The organism is Streptomyces sp. NPDC001599 (assembly GCF_042893535.1).
Taxonomy (GTDB): Bacteria; Actinomycetota; Actinomycetes; order Streptomycetales; family Streptomycetaceae; genus Streptomyces.
Genome location: NZ_JBIAVA010000018.1, coordinates 1 through 18,835, shown reverse-complemented (window position 1 = coordinate 18,835; position 18,835 = coordinate 1). Strand labels below are relative to the sequence as shown.

The window sequence follows — 18,835 nt, the reverse complement described above, 5'->3', positions numbered from 1 at the left end:
CGTTATGGCACGGTTACCTGTTCGCAACGCTAAGTGACCAACCTCGTCACCCTGTGCAACTAGCCCCCTCCCGGCGGTCCTTCAAGGTGTCGGACCCCCTGTCGGGAGACCGGCTCCAGGGCTCGCAACAGTACTCCATTCGGACCACGTGCGTGGATTGGCGCGCCGCCCAACTTCTGGCAAGGGGTGACGCTCGGCCGTCCCTGGCGCGATTTCCGCGATCTTGGGCGTGGCGTACTTCACGCAATCACCAGAAACGGAACTAATGGTTTCGGCCGCACGTCCCTTTCTCATGCAGTTGATCGATCCCGTACGGGAAAGGCAGGCAAGGTCCGGCGATGCGTGAAAGGTCCGATGGTGCGGGTGGGGCGGACGTGCGTTCGAAGGGGGAGTCCAGGCGCATCGACCTGAGTGTCCCTCAGGTCGCGGGCAGCGCCCTGGCGGCGGTGGTGGCCGCCAAACTCGCCTCCTCCTTCGGTGTCTACGGCACGATCGCCGGAGCCGGCCTGATCAGTGTCGTCGCCACCTGCGGGGGCTCCGTGCTCCAGCACTTCTTCAAGCGCACCGGGGAGCAGATCCGGGTGAAGCGCACCGTCGCCGCCGTGCGGATCGACGGGCGGACCACGTCGGTTCCGGCCGCGGCGCCGGACCCGAACCCGGCTGCGGCTTCGGGTTCGGCTTCGGGTTCGGCTTCGGCTTCGGCTTCGGCTTCGGGAGAGTTCACCGAGGGCACCGTCTACCGCGCGCGGACCAAGGGCTGGCGCCGCCCGCTGGTCGCGGCGGCCCTCGTCTTCGGCGTCACCATGGCCGGGATCACGGTGTACGAGTTCGCCTCCGGCCAGAACCTGAGCGGCGGCCACAGCACCACCGTCGGCAGCGCCTTCACCGGACACAACAAGTCCGACGCCGATTCGGGGGAGTCCGGGGACTCCGGCGACTCCGGTGACGCGGAAGACCCGCAGGACGGCCGGGACTCCGGGGACTCGGGCGACACGAAGCGCTCCGGTTCCGGAAGCGACGCCCCGGCCCCCACCCCCTCCGGGAGCCCGGACGCAACCGACGGAAACCCGTCGCCCGACGCCGGTCCGACGCAGGGCGGCGGTACGGCGTCCAGCCCGACGCCCGCCCCGGACACCGATGGCGACGAGGGCGCCGGCGGCACCGGGGCCCCCGACCCGGACGCCTCGGCTACGGCCCCAGAACCCGGCGCAAGTAGTCGTTCTGGAACAGACGGTCAGGGTCAAGGCGGTCCCGCAGCGCCGTGAACTCGCCGAAGCGCGGATACACCCGGGAGAAGTACCCGGCGTCCCGGGTGTGCACCTTGCCCCAGTGCGGCCGGCCCTCGTGCGCCGTGAAGATGCGCTCGGCGGCGGTGAAGTACGCCTGGTAGGGCGTGCCCCGGAACATGTGCACGGCGATGTACGCGCTGTCGCGGCCCGACGCGGTGGACAGTGTGATGTCGTCGGCCGGGGCGGTGCGCACCTCGACCGGGAAGCTGATCCGCAGCCGTGACCGGTCGACCATCGCCCTCAACTCGCGCAGCGCGTCGACGACGGCCGCACGCGGAACCGCGTACTCCATCTCCACGAACCGCACCCGGCGCGGGGATGTGAAGACCTTGTAGGGAGTGTCCGTGTACGTCCGCGCGGAGAGCGCCCGGCTGGAGATCCGGGCGATCGACGGGATGGTGGCGGGTGCCGCGCGCCCGACCCAGTTGACCGCCTGGAAGAGGCCGTTGGAGAGGAACTCGTCGTCCAGCCAGCCCTTGAACCGGCCCACCGGCCGCTCCGGACCGGCGCTGCGGTTGTTGCGCTTGGTGTTGGTGCTGTTGGTGTGCGGGAACCAGTAGAACTCGAAGTGCTCGTTCTCCGACCACAGTGCGTCGAAGTCGGCCAGGACCCGGTCGAACGGCATCGGCTCCTCGCGGGCGGTCAGCAGGAAGACCGGCTCCACGGCGAAGGTGATCGCGGTGACGACGCCCAGCGCTCCGAGGCCGATCCGGGCGGCGGCGAACACCTCGGGGTTCTCGTCCGCGGAGCAGGTCAGTACCGAGCCGTCCGCCGCGACCAGTTCCAGGCCCCGGATCTGGGCGGCGATCGAGGCCGAGTCGCGGCCGGTGCCGTGGGTGCCGGTGCTGGTGGCCCCCGAGACGGTCTGCTCCATGATGTCGCCCATGTTGGTCAGCGACAGACCCTCGCGCGCGAGCGCCATGTTGAGCCTCTTGAGCGGGGTGCCGGCCTCGACCGTGACCGTCATGGCGTCGCGATCGATGCTGCGGATGCCCGTCAACAGTTGAGGCCGGATCAACACACCGTCCGTCGCGGCTATCGACGTGAACGAGTGCCCGGTGCCGACCGCCTTGACCCGCTGCCCGTCCTCGGCCGCCCGGCGGACGGCGTCGGCCAGTTCGTCGACGGAGGCGGGAGTGACCTCCCGCGCGGGGCGCGCGGAGACGTTGCCGCCCCAGTTACGCCATGTGCCGTTCCGGCCGCTCGTCCTGCCGCTCGCCGTGCGTGTGCTGCTCAACGGTGCCTCCCCGACGCGGTTCCGGCCGCTTGAGCCGGCGGTACCCGAGGAAACCGACCGCGACCGCGACGGCCCCGGCCACCGCCGGAACCCCGTACCCCGCGCGCGCCCCGGAGGCGTCGATCACCCAGCCGCCCGCGGAGGAGCCGAGCGCGACCCCGACCGCGAGTCCGGTGCTCACCCAGGTCATGCCCTCGGTGAGCTGCGTGCGTGGTACGTGCTCTTCGATGAGGGACATCGTCGTGATCATCGTGGGAGCGATGGACAGACCCGCAACGAACAGCGCCGCGGCCAGAAACGGCAAGTTTCCGACCAGTAGGAGGGGGATCATACTCACGGCCATCGCACACACGCCCAGGAGCCAGCGGCGTTCCGGCGGCCCGGCGAAGCGCAGCAGCCCGAAGATCATGGCGGCCGTGCACGACCCCGCGGCGTAGAGGGCGAGGACGAGGCTGGCGGCGGCCTTGTGCCCCTCCTCCTCGGCGAACGCCACGGTGACGACGTCGATGGCACCGAAGATCGTCCCCGTGGCCGCGAAGGTGCCCACCAGGACCTGGAGCCCCCGGGAGCGCAGCGCCGTCCCGCCGCCCTTGTGCTCGCGCGGGTGCGGCTCCGGCTCGGTGGCGCGCTGCGAGGTCAGCCAGAAGACGCCGGTCGCCAGGAAGCAGGCGGCGAGCAGCGGCCCGGCCTCCGGGAACCAGGCCGTGGACAGGCCGATGGAGATGATCGGGCCGAAGATGAAGCAGATCTCGTCCACCACGGACTCGAAGGAGTACGCGGTGTGCAGTTGCGGCGTGCCCCGGTACAGGGCCGCCCAGCGGGCCCGGACCATCGCCCCGAGGCTCGGCACGCAGCCGATGCCGACACAGGCCGCGAACAGCACCCAGTCCGGCCACCCGTAGTGCGCGGCGGGCAGCAGGACCGCCGCCGCGGTCAGCGACACCAGGGTCGCCGGGCGCAGCACCCGGCGCTGCCCGTATCGGTCCACCAGGCGGGAGACCTGCGGCCCGGCCACGGCGGCGGCGAGCGCGATGGTGGCCGACAGCGCCCCGGCCAGTCCGTACCGCCCGGTGAGCTGCGAGATCATCGTCACCACGCCGATGCCCATCATCGACAGCGGCATCCGGCCGAGGAAACCCGCGGCGGAGAAGCCCTTGGTGCCCGGGAGGGCGAACAGGGCGCGGTAGGGACTGGCCAACGAGGTCTCCGGAAGCGGCTCGGTCACGAGTCAGTAAGGTGCGAACACAGTCGATACAGCTTACTCGCCCCTTCGTTCGGAAACACCCCCTCGGACCTGGTGAAACGCACGGTCGGTACCCCACCGTTTCCCCGCTGTCAGTGCCGGGTGGCAGGATCGGGGCATGCCAGACGTGCTCGATGCCAGCCCTTACGACGCCCTGCTCCTGCTCTCGTTCGGCGGCCCGGAGGGCCCGGACGACGTGGTCCCGTTCCTGGAGAACGTGACCCGGGGGCGCGGCATCCCCAAGGAACGCCTCAAGGAAGTCGGACAGCACTACTTCCTCTTCGGCGGCGTCAGCCCCATCAACGACCAGAACCGCGCCCTGCTGGACGCCCTGCGCAAGGACTTCGCCGAGCACGGCCTGGACCTGCCGGTCTACTGGGGCAACCGCAACTGGGCGCCGTACCTGACGGACACCCTGCGCGAGATGGCCGGCGACGGACGCCGCCGCATCCTGGTCCTCGCCACCAGCGCCTACGCCTCGTACTCGGGCTGCCGCCAGTACCGCGAGAACCTGGCGGACGCCCTCGCCGCCCTGGAGTCCGAGGGCCTGGAGCTGCCGAAGATCGACAAGCTACGGCACTACTTCAACCACCCCGGCTTCGTCGAGCCCATGGTCGACGGGGTCGTCCGCTCCCTCGCCGAGCTGCCCGAGGAGGTCCGGGACGGCGCGCACATCGCGTTCTGCACCCACTCGATCCCCACCTCCGCCGCCGACACGTCCGGCCCGGTCGAGGAGCACGGCGACGGCGGGGCGTACGTGCGCCAGCACCTGGACGTGGCGCAGGTGATCGCCGACGCCGTCCGCGAGCGCACCGGCGTCGACCACCCCTGGCAGCTCGTCTACCAGTCGCGCTCCGGAGCCCCGCACATCCCGTGGCTCGAGCCCGACATCTGCGACCACCTGGAGGAGCGGCAGGCGGCCGGTGTCCCCGCGGTCGTGATGGCCCCCATCGGGTTCGTCTCCGACCACATGGAGGTCCTGTACGACCTCGACACGGAGGCCACCGCCAAGGCGGAGGAGCTGGGGCTGCCGGTGCGACGCTCGGCCACCGTGGGCGCCGACCCGCGCTTCGCCGCGGCCGTCCGCGACCTGGTGCTTGAGCGGGCGGGCGACGAGCGCGGGCAGGAGGTCGCGCCCTGCGCCCTCGGCGCGCTCGGCGCGAGCCACAACCTGTGCCCGGTCGGCTGCTGCCCCGCCCGTGCCCCCCGGCCCGCCGCCGCGGGCGCCGACAGCCCTTACGCGTGAGGACCCCCGTGACCGACGTGACGCCCGATCCACTCCGTGCCGACCTGCTGAAGATCGCCCAGGAGGCCGCCCACCGCGCGGGCGAGCTGCTGCGGGACGGCCGCCCGGCCGACCTCGCGGTCGCCGCCACCAAGTCCAGCCCGATCGACGTGGTCACCGAGATGGACATCGCGGCGGAGAAGCTGATCACCGGGCTGATCGCCGACCGCCGCCCCGACGACGGCTTCCTCGGCGAGGAGGGCGCCGCCACGGAGGGCACCAGCGGCGTCCGCTGGGTCATCGACCCGCTCGACGGCACGGTGAACTACCTCTACGGCCTGCCCACCTGGGCGGTCTCCATCGCCGCCGAGCAGGACGGCGAGCGGGTGGCCGGCGTGGTCGTGGCCCCGATGCGGGGCGAGTCCTACCACGCGGTGCTGGGCGGCGGCGCCTGGGCGACGGGTGCCTGGGAGGGCGAACGCAGGCTCGCCTGCCGATCCGCGGCACCACTGGACCAGGCGCTGGTCTCCACCGGCTTCAACTACGTCGCCGACGTCCGCGCCGAGCAGGCGGAGATCGCGCGGCGGCTGATCCCGCTGGTGCGGGACATCCGGCGCGGCGGCTCGGCGGCGATCGACCTGTGCGACGTGGCCGCGGGACGCCTCGACGGCTACTACGAGCGCGGGCTGCATCCCTGGGACCTCGCGGCGGGCGACCTGATCGCCCGTGAGGCGGGCGCGGTGACCGGTGGCCGCCCCGGTGAGCGCCCCACCGGCGACCTGACCATCGCCGCCACCCCGGCCGTCTTCGAACCCCTCCAGCGGCTCCTGACGGACTTCGGAGCGTAGGCCGCCGGCGGTTGTGCGGAGGGTGACGTCGGTCGTCGTGGGGGAGTGTCGTCGTTCGGGGCCGTGACCGTCACCCCCGCTCGGGCGCCCTGCGGGGGTGCCGGGTGCCCGAGCGGGGACGCCGCGCTCACGTGTGCGGGGCCGCATCATGCCGTCCGCACTCGTCGGCCGCCGCGCGGGGTGCCGGGCGGCGGTCCCGCCCCGGCCGAGCGGGCCGTCGCCGGCATGCTCGTGCGGTCGGATCCGTGGTCGGTTCCGCGGTCGGTCAGATCGCGTCGTGGCCGACGAGAACGGTCGGCGGGGCTCGGGTGGTCGACCCGTCGGCGGCACGGCCAGGCACGTGGGTCCGGACCGCCCCTCCGCGTCGGCGCCGCCTCCTTGCGGACGGGGTTCGGTCGCGTCCGGCTCGCGTGGTCCCGGAGACCGCTCAGGCGTGTCCCCCCGCCGGGTCGGATCGGGCAGCCACTCTGCCCGACCTGCCGCCCGACCTGCCCCGGCCGTCCCACCCTGTGCTGCCCGTACTGCCCGTACTGCCCGTACTGCCCGTACTGCCCGTGCGCCGTGGCCGCCAGGGCACGCCACGAACGCGACACGGCACCGCGCACGACGAGGCCCCGGTGCTGGATCCCACCGGGGCCTCGTTCTTCGCGGGCCGATCAGGCGTTGGTCGCGCTGACCTCCACACCGTGCTCGGCAGCGAGACGGCGCAGATCGTCGAGCTCGCCCAGCTCCACCTCGACAAGGAACTCGTCGCCCTCGTCGCGGGCCCGGGACAGGTCGGACTCGGTCGTCTTTATGCGCTGCAGAAGTCCTGCGGTGAAAGCGTCCATGCTGCGCCCCCTCGTCCTGGGTCGTGGGTCGTTGGCACGGGGGTGTGCCGATCGGAAGGGGCGATCACGCCTCCGGTGGAGTGCCCAGCGCAGCCCTGCCGGGCGGCGACGGTGCCGGACACCCACGCCCGCTCTGCGGAAGCGGACCGCGGCGTACCGCGCGGTAACGCGGTACAGGCAGAGCGTGATCGCGGGGTGTAAAGCCGTCCTCCCCCAGCTCCCCTTCGCGGAAACCTCAACCGCGCGAGAAAATCCCGCATTCCCGCTCCGGCGGCCTTTCCGCGCCGATCTTCGTCACCGGCCCCTCACCCGACTTACAGCCGACTTATGGCCGAAAAGGGCAGGATGGAGGCAACACACCCACCAGCCCCTGCCCTCGTGCGTCCGAGAAGCGCTACGCGGGTGGACACAGGAAGGACAAGCGACGTGCGCGTACTCGTCGTCGAGGACGAGCAGCTGCTCGCCGATGCGGTGGCCACCGGACTGCGCCGGGAGGCCATGGCCGTCGACGTCGTGTACGACGGTGCGGCCGCCCTGGAGCGCATCGGCGTCAACGACTACGACGTGGTCGTCCTCGACCGCGACCTCCCCCTCGTGCACGGCGACGACGTCTGCCGCAAGATCGTCGAGCTGGGCATGCCCACGCGCGTGCTCATGCTCACGGCCTCCGGCGACGTCAGCGACCGGGTCGAGGGCCTGGAGATCGGCGCCGACGACTACCTGCCGAAGCCCTTCGCGTTCAGCGAGCTGATCGCCCGCGTGCGCGCCCTTGGCCGGCGCACCAGCGTGCCGTTGCCGCCCGTCCTGGAGCGGGCCGGGATCAAGCTGGACCCCAACCGCCGGGAGGTCTTCCGCGACGGCAAGGAGGTGCAGCTCGCGCCCAAGGAGTTCGCCGTGCTCGAGGTCCTCATGCGCAGCGAGGGCGCCGTGGTCTCCGCCGAGCAGCTCCTCGAGAAGGCCTGGGACGAGAACACCGACCCGTTCACCAACGTCGTGCGGGTGACCGTCATGACCCTGCGCCGCAAGCTGGGCGAGCCGCCCGTCATCGTCACCGTCCCCGGCTCCGGCTACCGGATCTGACCGGCCGTGGCGACGACACCCGCGCCCCCCGGGGCGCCCCCCAAGCCCACGTGGGACCCGCGCTCGGTCACGCCCCTGCCGTGGCTGCGCCCCACCATCCGGATAAGGCTCACGCTGCTGTACGGCGGCATGTTCCTGATCGCCGGCATCCTGCTGCTGTCGATCATCTACCTGCTCGCCGCCCAGGCGGTGCGCACCGGCAACGAACCGCTGTACAAGATCGTCGATTTCACCGACCTCAAGGTCTCCAGCAGCACCTGTCCCGTGGTCGACAACGGCGGCCTGTCGCTGTCCGACTTCAACGCGGCCATCAGCGACTGCATGGACCACCAGCGCAAGGTCGCCCTGGACAACCTGCTCAGCCGCTCCCTGCTGGCGCTGCTCGGCCTCGCCGTGATCGCCTTCGCCTTCGGCTACGCCATGGCCGGGCGCGTCCTGTCCCCGCTGGGCCGGATCACCCGTACCGCGCGCGCGGTGGCGGGCTCCGACCTCTCCCGCCGGATCGAGCTGGACGGCCCGGACGACGAGCTGAAGGAGCTGGCCGACACCTTCGACGACATGCTGGAGCGGCTGCAGCGGGCCTTCACCGCCCAGCAGCGCTTCGTCGGCAACGCCTCCCACGAGCTGCGCACGCCGCTGGCGATCAACCGCACGCTCCTGGAGGTGCACCTGTCCGACCCCGGCGCCCCGGTGGAGCTCCAGCAGCTCGGCAAGACGCTGCTCGCGACCAACGAACGCAGCGAGCTGCTGGTCGAGGGCCTGCTCCTGCTGGCCCGCAGCGACAACCAGATCGTCGAGCGCAAGCCGGTGGATCTCGCCGAGGTGGCCGGCCAGGCCGTCGACCAGGTGCACGCCGAGGCCGACAGCAAGGGCGTGGAGATCCGCGGCACCCGCGACGCCGCGGTGGTCCAGGGCAACGGCGTCCTGCTGGAGCGGATCGCCCTGAACCTCGTCCAGAACGCCGTGCGCTACAACATCGCCGAGCAGGGCTGGGTGGAGGTCACCACGGCCGTGGAGGGCGGTCAGGCGGTCCTGGTGGTCACCAACACGGGCCCGGTCGTACCGGCGTACGAGGTGGACAACCTCTTCGAGCCGTTCCGGCGGCTGCGCACCGAGCGGACGGGCAGCGACAAGGGCGTGGGCCTCGGGCTGTCCATCGCGCGGTCCGTGGCCCGGGCGCACGGCGGCCACATCTCCGCCCAGCCGCGCGAGGGCGGTGGGCTCGTGATGCGCGTGACGCTCCCCGTCTGAGATCATGACCCCGACATCTCACCGAGACCCGAGGATGTTCGCTTTGAGCGGAATTTCCAGGCCACCGGCCCTGGAGTCGCGTGTGTGATCGATCACAGCGGAGGCTTTCCCGCCCTCTACTCTCCGTGATCATGCACCCTGTCGGAAAGCCGGGAAAATCCCGGTTTTCAGGGCCCCTGATCACGGGAAGTACACGGTGAGACGCCTTTGAAGTGCGGCATTAGGACCGTGTACGGTCCCCATCGCCATCCAAGCCGATCACTCGTGAGGAGTCCGGTTGGGTGTCGATTGAGTAACAGACCTTGATGTGAGGCAAAATCTCCGCCTCAGGTCGGGCACAAGTCCGGCCTCTCACGCGTTACGTGCGCTGAAGACACCGCAGACACCCAGAGGGGGAGAGCGACCATGGCAACCGATTACGACACTCCACGCAAGACCGACGACGACGTCGACTCGGACAGCCTCGAAGAGCTGAAGGCCAGGCGGAACGACAAGTCCGCCTCGGCCGTCGACGTCGACGAGTTCGAGGCCGCGGAAGGCCTCGAACTTCCCGGCGCCGACCTCTCGAACGAGGAACTGGCCGTCCGTGTACTGCCGAAGCAGCAGGACGAGTTCACCTGCATGAGCTGCTTCCTGGTGCACCACCGCAGTCAGCTGGCCCGGGAGAAGAACGGCCAGCCGATCTGCCGCGACTGCGACTGAGGCGGGGTCGGCCGTGACCGGCTCGACCCCTCCCTGGAAGCGCCGCTTCTCCCGACGAGGAGCGGACCAAGGGCCGTCCGACGGTCCCTACAGCGCGCGTGAAGACGAGCGGGGCCCGACCGATACGGGGAGGGCCCCGCTCGAGCCAGTGGCCGACCGGAGCGACCTCCCGGCGACCGCGCGGCCTCCGGCACCCGCTGCCCGGCGCCGGGCAGCGGCGTTCCGGGACAAGGCCGGACAGGGCGTTCGCAACGGCGGCGCCCGCGCCAGGGCGGCCCTGGCCCACCTCGCCGACCGGATCATCGACCTGGCCCCGCGCGTGCCCGTACGGGACCTGGCGGCGCTGCGCAGACAGTTCCCGGGCCTCGGACCCGAGGAGATCGCCGACCGGCTCGTGGCCGGCGCGGCCAAGGGCACGGCGACCGTGGGAGCGGGCATCGGAGCGGCGGCGATGCTGCCCGTACCACCCGCGATGCCCACCGAACTGGCCGCCGAGATCACCGGCGTCGCGGCGATCGAGCTCAAGCTGATCGCCGAACTCCACGAGGTCTACGGCGTACGCCCGCCCGGCGGCCTCGCCCAGCGCAGCACCGCGTACCTGAACTCGTGGTCCGACGAACGCGGCGTCGACGTGTCCAAGCCGTCGACCCTCGGTTCGGCGATGAACAGCCACATGAAGCGCCAGCTGCGCCAGCAGATCATGAAGCGGATGGTGCGCGACCTGCCGAACCTGATGCCCTTCATGGTGGGCGCGGCCGTGGGCGCCGTCATGAACCGGCGCGACACCCGGAAACTGGCCGCGAGAATCCGGACCGACCTGCGCAAGAGCCAGGTCGCCTGGAGCGCCCTGGGCGACCTTCCGGCCCTGGAACGCCCGCAGGACGCCCTGGACATGGGTGAGATCACCAAGGGGATCGGGCCCGGTCTGCCCGGCCGTGGGGAAAACTTCGGCAAAGACGACCGCTGACCCGCGGGCCCGCCCTACGCGGCCGCGGCCTTCGCCGCCTCCAGCGCCTCGATCAGCCGCTCCGGCTCACGCGTCGACAGGTACAGGTACGGAGTCGGGTCCTCCGGGTCCGTCACCAGCACCCGCACGGCCCTCGGAATGTAGGCGCGCAGCAGCAGGAACGCCCGGGTGTCGGCCTTGTACGTGCGCCAGGCGCGGGCCTCCTCCGGATCGAGGATCTCCGCCTCTCCCAGCGCCGAGAGCGGCACCTTCGCCTCGCCCGCGATCAGCGAGTCGCCCACGATCCGGATGCGGACCGCGCCGTACGAACTGGCCGCCACCGCCGCCACCGCGGTGCCGCCCGCCAGGCCGCCCAGCATCGGCAGCGTGCCGAACGGCAGCAGGATCAGCGCGAACGCCAGCCCCACCAGGAAGGAGACCAGCCACCAGTAGCGGGGCGCGGTGAGGCGTTCTTCGTACGGGGCCGTGGAGAGCTGCATGAAGCAAGCTTGGCACGGTATCGGTGTTCGGCCGACGCGCGGGTAAGGTCTGCGCCTGTGAGTGGTACTTCCCCAGGTCTTCAGCCCCCCGCCGACGCCGTGAAACCCGTACGGCACCCCGACGCGCCGGCCCCCGGCGAGCTGCTCGGTGCCCACTACGGCCAGTGCTTCGGCTGCGGCGGCGACCAGCCCCACGGACTGCACCTCCAGGCGCGCGCGGGCGAAGGCGTGTCGATCACCGCCGAGTTCACCGTCCGCCCCGCCCACCAGGGCGCTCCCGGGCTGGCACACGGGGGCGTGCTGGCCACCGCCCTGGACGAGACGCTGGGCTCGCTGAACTGGCTGCTGCGCACGATCGCGGTGACCGGACGGCTCGAGACCGACTTCCGGCGGCCGGTGCCCGTGGACACCACGCTGTATCTGGAGGCCGAGGTCACCGCGGTGGCCGGCCGGAAGATCTACTCCACCGCCACCGGCCGGATCGGCGGGCCCGACGGCCCCGTCGCCGTCCGCGCCGACGCCCTCTTCATCGAGGTCAAGGTCGAGCACTTCGTCCAGAACGGCCGCGAGGAGGAGATCCGCGCCGCCATGGACGACCCCGACCAGCTCCGCCGCGCCCGCGCCTTCGAGGTGAACCCGTGAGCCGTGCCGACCTGGAGGTGCTGATCCGCCGCGTCGACCCCGACGTACCGCTTCCGGCGTACGCGCAGCCCGGTGACGCGGGCGCCGACCTGCGCACCACCGTCGGCCGGGAGCTGGCGCCCGGCGAACGCGCCGTTCTGCCCACCGGCGTGTCTGTCGCCCTCCCCGAGGGGTACGCGGCCTTCGTGCACCCACGTTCCGGACTGGCCGCACGCTGCGGCGTCGCCCTGGTGAATGCCCCGGGGACGATTGATGCCGGGTACCGTGGGGAGATCAAGGTGATCGTGGTGAATCTCGACCCGCGCGAGAGCGTGCGGTTCGAGCGCTTCGACCGGATTGCCCAACTGGTCGTCCAGCAGGTCGAGAGGGTCCGCTTCCGTCAGGTCGCGGAACTTCCCGGCTCGGCGCGGGCCGAGGGGGGCTTCGGGTCCACCGGCGGCCACGCCGGGCTGGACCCTGCAAGCGGCACAAGCGGTCAGGTCGCCGAAGGCGGCCCGACGGGTGGGAATCGATACGCTTCGGTCGTATCCGACCGGGAAGGACAGTGACGTGTTCGGACGTCGCAAGAAGAATGACGCCGCCGAGGACGCGGCCGGCGAGACCGAGCAGGTCGTCGACAGCGTCGACACCGAGGCGGACGAAGAGCGCGAACGCGTGCGGCTCGAGCCCGAGCCGCGCCCCGACGGGCCCTGGGACAGCACCGAGGTCCGCGATCCGGGCGAGGGCCGGGTCGACCTGGGCGGCCTGTTCATCCCCGGGGTCGACGGCATGGAACTGCGGGTGGAGGTCGCGGGCGACGCGATCGTCGCCGCGACCGTCGTGCTGCGCGACAGCGCCATCCAGCTCCAGGGCTTCGCCGCGCCCAAGCGCGAGGGCATCTGGGGCGAGGTGCGCGAGGAGATCGGCTCCGGCATCACCCAGCAGGGCGGCATCATCGACGAGGTCGAGGGTCCGCTGGGCTGGGAGCTGCGGGCCCAGGTCCCGGTGCAGCTGCCCGACGGCACGGGCGGCTTCCAGGTCGTGCGGTTCGTCGGTGTGGACGGCCCCCGCTGGTTCCTGCGCGGCGTGATCTCGGGCCAGGGCGCGGTGCAGCCGCAGGCCGCCGGTCTGCTGGAGCAGATCTTCCGGGACACGGTCGTCGTCCGCGGCGAGGGCCCGATGGCCCCCAGGGACCCCATCGTCCTGAAGCTGCCGAACGACGCGCAGATGGTCCCCGAGGGCGTGCAGCAGGAGGAGGGCTCCCGCTTCGCCGGCGGCATGGGCCAGCTCCAGCGCGGACCGGAGATCACCGAGGTCCGGTAGGCGAGGACCCGGTACGGCTGCCGGCCGTACGCGCGTGCCACGAGGGCCGCGTCCCCAGGCGGACGTGGCCCTTCACGCTGCCGGCCGGCAGGGTCGGGCGGCCCCGATCGGTCCCCGGCCGTTGATCCGTCCGCCGCCGCCGGTGATACTGGCGCCCGGTTCACCGAGTACGACGGGGGAGGGCACGACATGAGCCAGGTGGTCACGGAGACCATGGTGCGGGTCGAGGACGTGCGCAAGTCGTACGGCCGGGACAGCGCCGCCGTACACGCCCTGCGCGGCGTCTCCTTCGACGTGCCGCGCGGTGAGCTGGTCGCCCTCAAGGGGCGGTCGGGATCCGGGAAGACCACCCTGCTCAACATCGTCGGCGGTCTCGACACCCCGGACGCCGGGCGGGTCGAGGTCGACGGCCGGGACCTCGCGGAGCTGGACGAGGACGGACTGCTCGCGCTGCGCCGGGACCGGGTCGGCTTCGTCTTCCAGTCCTTCGGGCTCATCCCGATCCTCACCGCCGCCGAGAACGTCGGCGTACCGCTGCGGCTGCGCCGGGCCGCGCCGAAGGAACGCGAGGAACGCGTCGAGCTGCTGCTCTCCCTGGTCGGCCTCGCCGACCACGCCGCCCAGCGTCCCGGAGAGATGTCCGGCGGACAGCAGCAGCGGGTCGCCATCGCCCGCGCCCTCGCCAACAACCCCGCGCTGCTGATCGCCGACGAGCCCACCGGCCAGCTGGACGCCGAGACCGGCCACTCCGTGATGGAGCTGCTGCGGGCCGTCGTACGCAGCGAGCAGGTCACCGCCCTGGTCGCCACGCACGACGCCACCCTGCTCGACCTCGCCGACCGGGTGCTGGAGCTGCGCGACGGGGAGATCGTCGAGGAGTGACGCTCCGGCGTCAGAGTTCCGTCAAGGACGACCGGCATCCCCGCCCCCGTCCTTTTTGCCGTGATTGTGGGCCGTAGGGTCGACGCTGCGCAGTCAGCGGTGACCGGAAGACAATGAGGCCATGGGACGCGGCAAGCTTCGGATCTACCTCGGTGCGGCACCGGGCGTCGGCAAGACGTACGCGATGCTGTCCGAGGCGCACCGGCGCGTCGAACGGGGCACCGACTGCGTCGTGGCCTTCGTCGAGCACCACGGCAGGGCACGCACCGAGGTGATGCTGCGCGGCCTGGAAGAAGTGCCGCGCCGGGAGGTCGAGTACCGGGGCGCCGCCTTCACCGAGCTGGACCTGGACGCGGTCCTGGCCCGCGCCCCCCGGGTGGCGCTGGTGGACGAGCTGGCCCACACCAACGTCCCCGGCGTGCGCAACGCCAAGCGCTGGCAGGACGTCGAGGAACTCCTCGCCGCCGGCATCGACGTCGTCTCCACCGTCAACATCCAGCACCTGGAGTCACTCGGCGACGTCGTGGAGTCCATCACCGGCGTACGGCAGCGCGAGACGGTGCCGGACGAGGTGGTGCGGCGCGCGGACCAGATCGAACTGGTCGACATGTCGCCCCAGGCGCTGCGCCGCCGCATGGCCCACGGCAACATCTACCAGCCGGACAAGGTCGACGCGGCCCTGTCCAACTACTTCCGCCCCGGCAACCTCACCGCCCTGCGCGAGCTGGCGCTGCTGTGGGTCGCGGACCGGGCCGACGAGTACCTCCAGCAGTACCGCAGCGAGCACCGGGTCTCGAAGATCTGGGGCTCGCGCGAACGCATCGTGGTCGGCCTCACCGGCGGCCCCGAAGGGCGGACGCTGATACGGCGGGCCGCGCGCCTGGCCGAGAAGGGCGCCGGCGGCGAGGTGCTGGCCGTGTACATAGCCCGCAGCGACGGGCTGACCTCGGCCTCCCCGAAGGAGCTGGCGGTCCAGCGCACCCTGGTGGAGGACCTCGGCGGCACCTTCCACCACGTGCTCGGCGAGGACATACCGGCCGCACTGCTCGACTTCGCCCGCGGCGTCAACGCCACCCAGATCGTCCTCGGCTCCTCGCGCCGCAAGACCTGGCAGTACGTCTTCGGACCCGGCGTCGGCGCCACCGTCGCCCGCGAGTCCGGCTCCGACCTGGACGTCCACATCGTGACCCACGAGGAGGTCGCCAAGGGACGCGGGCTGCCGGTGGCCAGGGGCGCGCGGCTCGGCCGGTCCCGGATCGTCTGGGGCTGGTTCGCGGGCCTGGGCGGCCCGGTGCTGCTGACGCTGCTGCTCAGCACGGTCCACCTCGGGCTCGCCAACGACGTCCTGCTCTACCTGGCGCTCACCGTCGCCGCCGCCCTGCTCGGCGGGCTGCTCCCGGCGCTCGCCTCGGCCGCGGTCGGGTCGCTGCTGCTGAACTGGTTCTTCACGCCTCCCGTCAACCGGATCACCATCGCCGACCCCAGGAACATGCTTGCGCTGGCCATATTCGTGGGCGTCGCGCTCTCCGTCGCCTCGGTCGTCGACGTCGCGGCCCGCCGCACCCACCAGGCCGCCCGGCTGCGTGCCGAGTCGGAGATCCTGTCCTTCCTCGCCGGGGACGTGCTGCGCGGCGAGACCAGCCTGGAGACCCTCCTGGAGCGGGTGCGCGAGACCTTCGGCATGGAGTCGGCCGCCCTGCTGGAGCGCGAGGGCGACGTGGCGCCCTGGACCTGTGCGGGCCGCGCCGGGTCGGGACCGCCGGTCGACCGCCCGGAGGACGCGGACGTGGACATGCCCGTCGGCGACCACATGGCCCTCGCGCTGACCGGCCGGGTCCTGCCCGCCGAGGACCGCCGGGTGCTGGCCGCCTTCGCCGCCCAGGCCGCCGTCGTCCTGGACCGGCGCCGCCTGCGCGAGGAGGCCGACCGGGCCCGCACGCTGGCCGAGGGCAACCGCATCCGCACCGCCCTGCTGGCCGCCGTCAGCCACGACCTGCGCACCCCGCTGGCCGGGATCAAGGCGGCGGTGACCAGCCTCAGGTCCGACGACGTCGCCTGGTCAGAGGAGGACCGGGCGGAGCTGCTCGAGGGCATCGAGGAGGGCGCCGACCGCCTCGACCACCTCGTCGGCAACCTGCTCGACATGTCCCGCCTCCACACCGGCACCGTCACCCCGCTGATCCGCGAGATCGACGTGGACGAGGTGGCGCCGATGGCGCTCGGCGGCGTACCCGAGGGCAGCGCGGAACTGGACATCCCCGAGACGCTGCCCATGGTCGCCGTGGACGCCGGGCTCCTGGAGCGGGCGCTGGCCAACCTGGTGGAGAACGCCGTCAAGTACAGTCCGGACGACCGGACCGTCCTGGTCGCCGCCAGCGCCCTCGCGGACCGCGTCGAGGTACGGGTCGTGGACCGGGGGCCGGGAGTGCCGGACGAGGCCAAGGACCGCATCTTCGAGCCCTTCCAGCGCTACGGCGACGCTCCGCGCGGGGCCGGGGTGGGACTCGGCCTGGCCGTGGCCCGCGGCTTCGCCGAGGCGATGGGCGGCACCCTGAACGCCGAGGACACCCCCGGCGGCGGCCTCACCATGGTCCTCACCCTCCGCGCGGTGGGCTCGCCCGCGCCGACCTCCCGTCTCGCGACAGCAGAAAGGCAGGCCGCCCGATGACCCGGGTGCTCGTGATCGACGACGAACCGCAGATCGTGCGGGCCCTCGTGATCAACCTCAAGGCACGGCACTACGAGGTCGACGCCGCCCACGACGGCGCCACCGCCCTCCAGCTCGCCGCCGCCCGACACCCCGACGTGGTGGTCCTGGACCTGGGCCTGCCCGACATGGACGGCGTCGAGGTGATCAGGGGGCTGCGCGGCTGGACCCGGGTGCCGATCCTGGTGCTGTCCGCCCGGCACTCCTCCGACGAGAAGGTCGAGGCGCTCGACGCGGGCGCCGACGACTACGTCACCAAGCCCTTCGGCATGGACGAGCTGCTGGCCCGGCTGCGGGCCGCCGTCCGCCGGGCCGAGCCCGTCCCCGGCGGCGAGGACGAGGTCGTCGTGGACACCCCGGAGTTCACCGTCGACCTGGCCGCCAAGAAGGTCAACCGGGGCGGCCGGGACGTACGCCTGACGCCCACCGAGTGGCATCTGCTGGAGGTGCTGGTGCGCAACACGGGGCGCCTGGTCAGCCAGAAGCAGCTGTTGCAGGAGGTGTGGGGGCCGTCGTACGGGACGGAGACGAACTACCTGCGGGTCTACATGGCCCAGCTGCGCCGCAAGCTGGAGGCGGACCCCGCGCACCCACGGCACTTCATCACCGAGCCGGGCATGGGGTACCGCTTCGAGAAGTGAGAGGCCGTGCACGGGAGGTGAGGAGGAAGTGAGCCACGCCATCCCGTCCCGAGAGGGGTGCATGGCTGTCGGCGGGCCCCGGTACGCTTCAGATATGAGTGCTGCTCCGCGTTCCGACAAGCCGGTGGGCCGGTTCCGGCGCATGTTCGACCGGCTCTCCTCGTCTCAGGAGGACCTGGAGTCGGAGGAACTGCGCGAGGACGCCGACACCGCCGGCTGCACGCGTATCGGAGACTGCCAGGACCGGCAGGTCGTGTCGGTTACTGGTACCTTGCGCACGGTCACCCTGCGACCGCGTGCGGGCGTTCCGGCCCTGGAGGCCGAGCTGTTCGACGGTTCCGCCGCCCTGGACGTGGTGTGGCTGGGCAGACGCTCCATCGTGGGCATAGAGCCGGGGCGCAAGCTCATCGCATCGGGCCGGATCTCCATGAGCCACGGCCGCCGGGTGCTCTTCAACCCGAAATACGAACTGAGACCCCTCGGACGGGAGTAGCCGGTGACGTCGCTCGACAAGCCGACCGAAGAGACGACAGAGGCCGACGACGCCCGGGCGGTGACGGAGGCCGCGCTGTTCGAGGCGTTCGGCGGCGTGCGGGGCATGATCGAGACGGTGCTGCCGGGCCTGCTCTTCGTCACCATCTTCACCCTCAACAACGACCTGCACATGTCGGCGATCGCGGCCCTGGCCGTGTCGGTGGTGCTGGTCGTCGTCCGGCTCGTGATGAAGGACACCGTCAAGCACGCGTTCAGCGGGGTCTTCGGTGTCGCCTTCGGCGTGGTCTTCGCGATGATGACCGACAACGCCAAGAACTTCTATCTGCCGGGCATGCTCTACACCCTGGGCCTGGCGCTGGCGTACATCGTCACCTCGCTGGCCGGCGTGCCGCTGATCGGCCTGATCCTCGGCCCGGTATTCAAGGAGAACCTCTCCTGGCGCACCCGCAACCCCGGCCGCAAGAAGGCGTACACCAAGGCCAGCTACGCGTGGGGCCTGATCCTGCTCGCCAAGAGCGCGATCCTCTTCCCGCTGTACTGGTGGGCGGACACCGAGCAGCTCGGCTGGGTCCTGGTCACCCTGAAGATCCCGCCCTTCCTGCTCGCCGTCTGGCTGACCTGGGTCTTCCTGGCCAAGGCGCCCGCTCCCATCGACGTGTTCGCGGAGATGGAGGCGGCGGACGAAGCCGAGAAGGCCGAGCGGGAACGGCGCGAACGCGAGCAGGAGGAGGCCGGCGGCGCCCTGCCGGGGCCGTCCGAGGCCGACGGGGAGGCCGCGGACCTGCGCGGCGGCAGGCACCGCAAGTCCTGACGGACGGGACGGGACAGTACGGCGGTGGGGGGGGGGGGGGGGGGCCCCCCCCCGCCCCCCCCCCCCCCCCCCCCCCCCCGGGCGGGCCGCCCCCCCCCCCCCCCCCCCCCGCGGCCGCATGCGGGGGTGGCGCCCCGAACTGGCGTGTACGCGGCGCATATCGACCGTTTCCCAGCGGTAGAAAGCACCTTGGTGGCAGTCTGC

Annotated in this window: 19 protein-coding genes; 15 read left to right on the top strand and 4 right to left on the bottom strand. The window is 71.9% G+C overall.

The annotated features are described in order from the left end of the window. Positions 1-338 precede the first annotated feature (338 nt). Positions 339-1,265, top strand: a complete 927-nt coding sequence (locus tag ACFYZ3_RS32570; protein WP_388525308.1) for a hypothetical protein — start codon at positions 339-341, stop codon at positions 1,263-1,265. Here the strand turns inward: ACFYZ3_RS32570 and ACFYZ3_RS32565 are convergent. Both ACFYZ3_RS32565 and ACFYZ3_RS32560 read right to left on the bottom strand, forming a co-directional pair. Beyond that, a complete protein-coding gene (locus tag ACFYZ3_RS32565; RefSeq protein ID WP_388525306.1) occupies positions 1,189-2,526 on the bottom strand; it encodes a D-arabinono-1,4-lactone oxidase in 1,338 nt (445 codons plus the stop codon). The genes ACFYZ3_RS32570 and ACFYZ3_RS32565 overlap by 77 nt on opposite strands. After that, positions 2,468-3,724 carry an MFS transporter gene (locus ACFYZ3_RS32560; RefSeq protein ID WP_385974621.1) on the bottom strand — a complete coding sequence of 419 codons (1,257 nt, stop codon included), beginning with the start codon at positions 3,722-3,724 and terminating at the stop codon, positions 2,468-2,470. Before ACFYZ3_RS32560 ends, ACFYZ3_RS32565 begins: the two co-directional genes overlap by 59 nt. A 163-nt stretch (positions 3,725-3,887) precedes the next feature. Here ACFYZ3_RS32560 and ACFYZ3_RS32555 point away from each other — a divergent pair, with 163 nt between their 5' ends. Both ACFYZ3_RS32555 and ACFYZ3_RS32550 read left to right on the top strand, forming a co-directional pair. After that, a complete protein-coding gene (locus ACFYZ3_RS32555) occupies positions 3,888-5,015 on the top strand; it encodes a ferrochelatase (RefSeq protein WP_388525303.1) in 1,128 nt (375 codons plus the stop codon). An 8-nt stretch (positions 5,016-5,023) separates the two neighbouring features. Further along, a complete protein-coding gene (locus tag ACFYZ3_RS32550) occupies positions 5,024-5,842 on the top strand; it encodes an inositol monophosphatase family protein (protein ID WP_388525300.1) in 819 nt (272 codons plus the stop codon). Between the two features lie 656 nt (positions 5,843-6,498). Here the strand turns inward: ACFYZ3_RS32550 and ACFYZ3_RS32545 are convergent. Beyond that, entirely contained in the window at positions 6,499-6,672 is a 174-nt protein-coding gene (locus tag ACFYZ3_RS32545; RefSeq protein ID WP_007387792.1) for a hypothetical protein, read from the bottom strand. A gap of 426 nt (positions 6,673-7,098) precedes the next feature. Between ACFYZ3_RS32545 and ACFYZ3_RS32540 the strand changes: the two genes are divergently transcribed. From ACFYZ3_RS32540 to ACFYZ3_RS32525, 4 genes are all read left to right on the top strand, one after another. After that, positions 7,099-7,752: a response regulator transcription factor gene (locus ACFYZ3_RS32540; RefSeq protein WP_003993508.1), complete on the top strand. Its 654-nt coding sequence runs from the start codon at positions 7,099-7,101 to the stop codon at positions 7,750-7,752. A 6-nt stretch (positions 7,753-7,758) separates the two neighbouring features. Beyond that, positions 7,759-9,003, top strand: coding sequence for a sensor histidine kinase (locus ACFYZ3_RS32535; protein ID WP_388525296.1), 1,245 nt, complete (start codon positions 7,759-7,761; stop codon positions 9,001-9,003). A 405-nt stretch (positions 9,004-9,408) separates the two neighbouring features. Next, the gene (locus ACFYZ3_RS32530) at positions 9,409-9,705 is read left to right on the top strand and encodes a DUF4193 domain-containing protein (RefSeq protein WP_003993510.1); all 297 of its coding nucleotides are present in this window, start codon (positions 9,409-9,411) and stop codon (positions 9,703-9,705) included. Positions 9,706-9,718: 13 nt separating this feature from the next. Beyond that, the gene (locus ACFYZ3_RS32525) at positions 9,719-10,672 is read left to right on the top strand and encodes a hypothetical protein (RefSeq protein WP_388525293.1); all 954 of its coding nucleotides are present in this window, start codon (positions 9,719-9,721) and stop codon (positions 10,670-10,672) included. A gap of 14 nt (positions 10,673-10,686) precedes the next feature. On the opposite strand, the gene ACFYZ3_RS32520 is transcribed toward ACFYZ3_RS32525, so the two are convergent. Further along, positions 10,687-11,151 (bottom strand): DUF3093 domain-containing protein, encoded by a 465-nt coding sequence (locus ACFYZ3_RS32520; RefSeq protein WP_361006946.1) that lies wholly within the window; start codon positions 11,149-11,151, stop codon positions 10,687-10,689. 57 nt (positions 11,152-11,208) lie between these two features. Here ACFYZ3_RS32520 and ACFYZ3_RS32515 point away from each other — a divergent pair, with 57 nt between their 5' ends. The 8 genes from ACFYZ3_RS32515 (at position 11,209) to ACFYZ3_RS32480 (ending at position 18,631) form a co-directional block, all read left to right on the top strand. Further along, positions 11,209-11,793 (top strand): PaaI family thioesterase, encoded by a 585-nt coding sequence (locus ACFYZ3_RS32515; RefSeq protein WP_093457139.1) that lies wholly within the window; start codon positions 11,209-11,211, stop codon positions 11,791-11,793. Then, positions 11,790-12,341 carry a dUTP diphosphatase gene (dut, locus tag ACFYZ3_RS32510; protein ID WP_361006944.1) on the top strand — a complete coding sequence of 184 codons (552 nt, stop codon included), beginning with the start codon at positions 11,790-11,792 and terminating at the stop codon, positions 12,339-12,341. The genes ACFYZ3_RS32515 and dut overlap by 4 nt, the downstream gene beginning before the upstream one ends. Position 12,342: 1 nt before the next feature. After that, positions 12,343-13,095, top strand: coding sequence for a DUF3710 domain-containing protein (locus ACFYZ3_RS32505; RefSeq protein ID WP_003973152.1), 753 nt, complete (start codon positions 12,343-12,345; stop codon positions 13,093-13,095). 189 nt (positions 13,096-13,284) lie between these two features. Continuing rightward, positions 13,285-13,977, top strand: coding sequence for an ABC transporter ATP-binding protein (locus ACFYZ3_RS32500; RefSeq protein WP_388525289.1), 693 nt, complete (start codon positions 13,285-13,287; stop codon positions 13,975-13,977). Positions 13,978-14,098: 121 nt separating this feature from the next. Beyond that, positions 14,099-16,645, top strand: coding sequence for an ATP-binding protein (locus tag ACFYZ3_RS32495; RefSeq protein WP_388525286.1), 2,547 nt, complete (start codon positions 14,099-14,101; stop codon positions 16,643-16,645). Beyond that, on the top strand, positions 16,642-17,325 hold the full coding sequence (locus tag ACFYZ3_RS32490) for a response regulator (protein WP_003973149.1): 684 nt from the start codon (positions 16,642-16,644) through the stop codon (positions 17,323-17,325). Before ACFYZ3_RS32495 ends, ACFYZ3_RS32490 begins: the two co-directional genes overlap by 4 nt. A gap of 94 nt (positions 17,326-17,419) precedes the next feature. Beyond that, complete coding sequence (locus ACFYZ3_RS32485; protein ID WP_076976707.1) at positions 17,420-17,818, top strand: OB-fold nucleic acid binding domain-containing protein; 399 nt, start codon at positions 17,420-17,422, stop codon at positions 17,816-17,818. 3 nt (positions 17,819-17,821) lie between these two features. Then, positions 17,822-18,631 (top strand): DUF3159 domain-containing protein, encoded by an 810-nt coding sequence (locus ACFYZ3_RS32480; RefSeq protein WP_388525282.1) that lies wholly within the window; start codon positions 17,822-17,824, stop codon positions 18,629-18,631. The last annotated feature ends 204 nt before the right edge of the window (positions 18,632-18,835 follow it).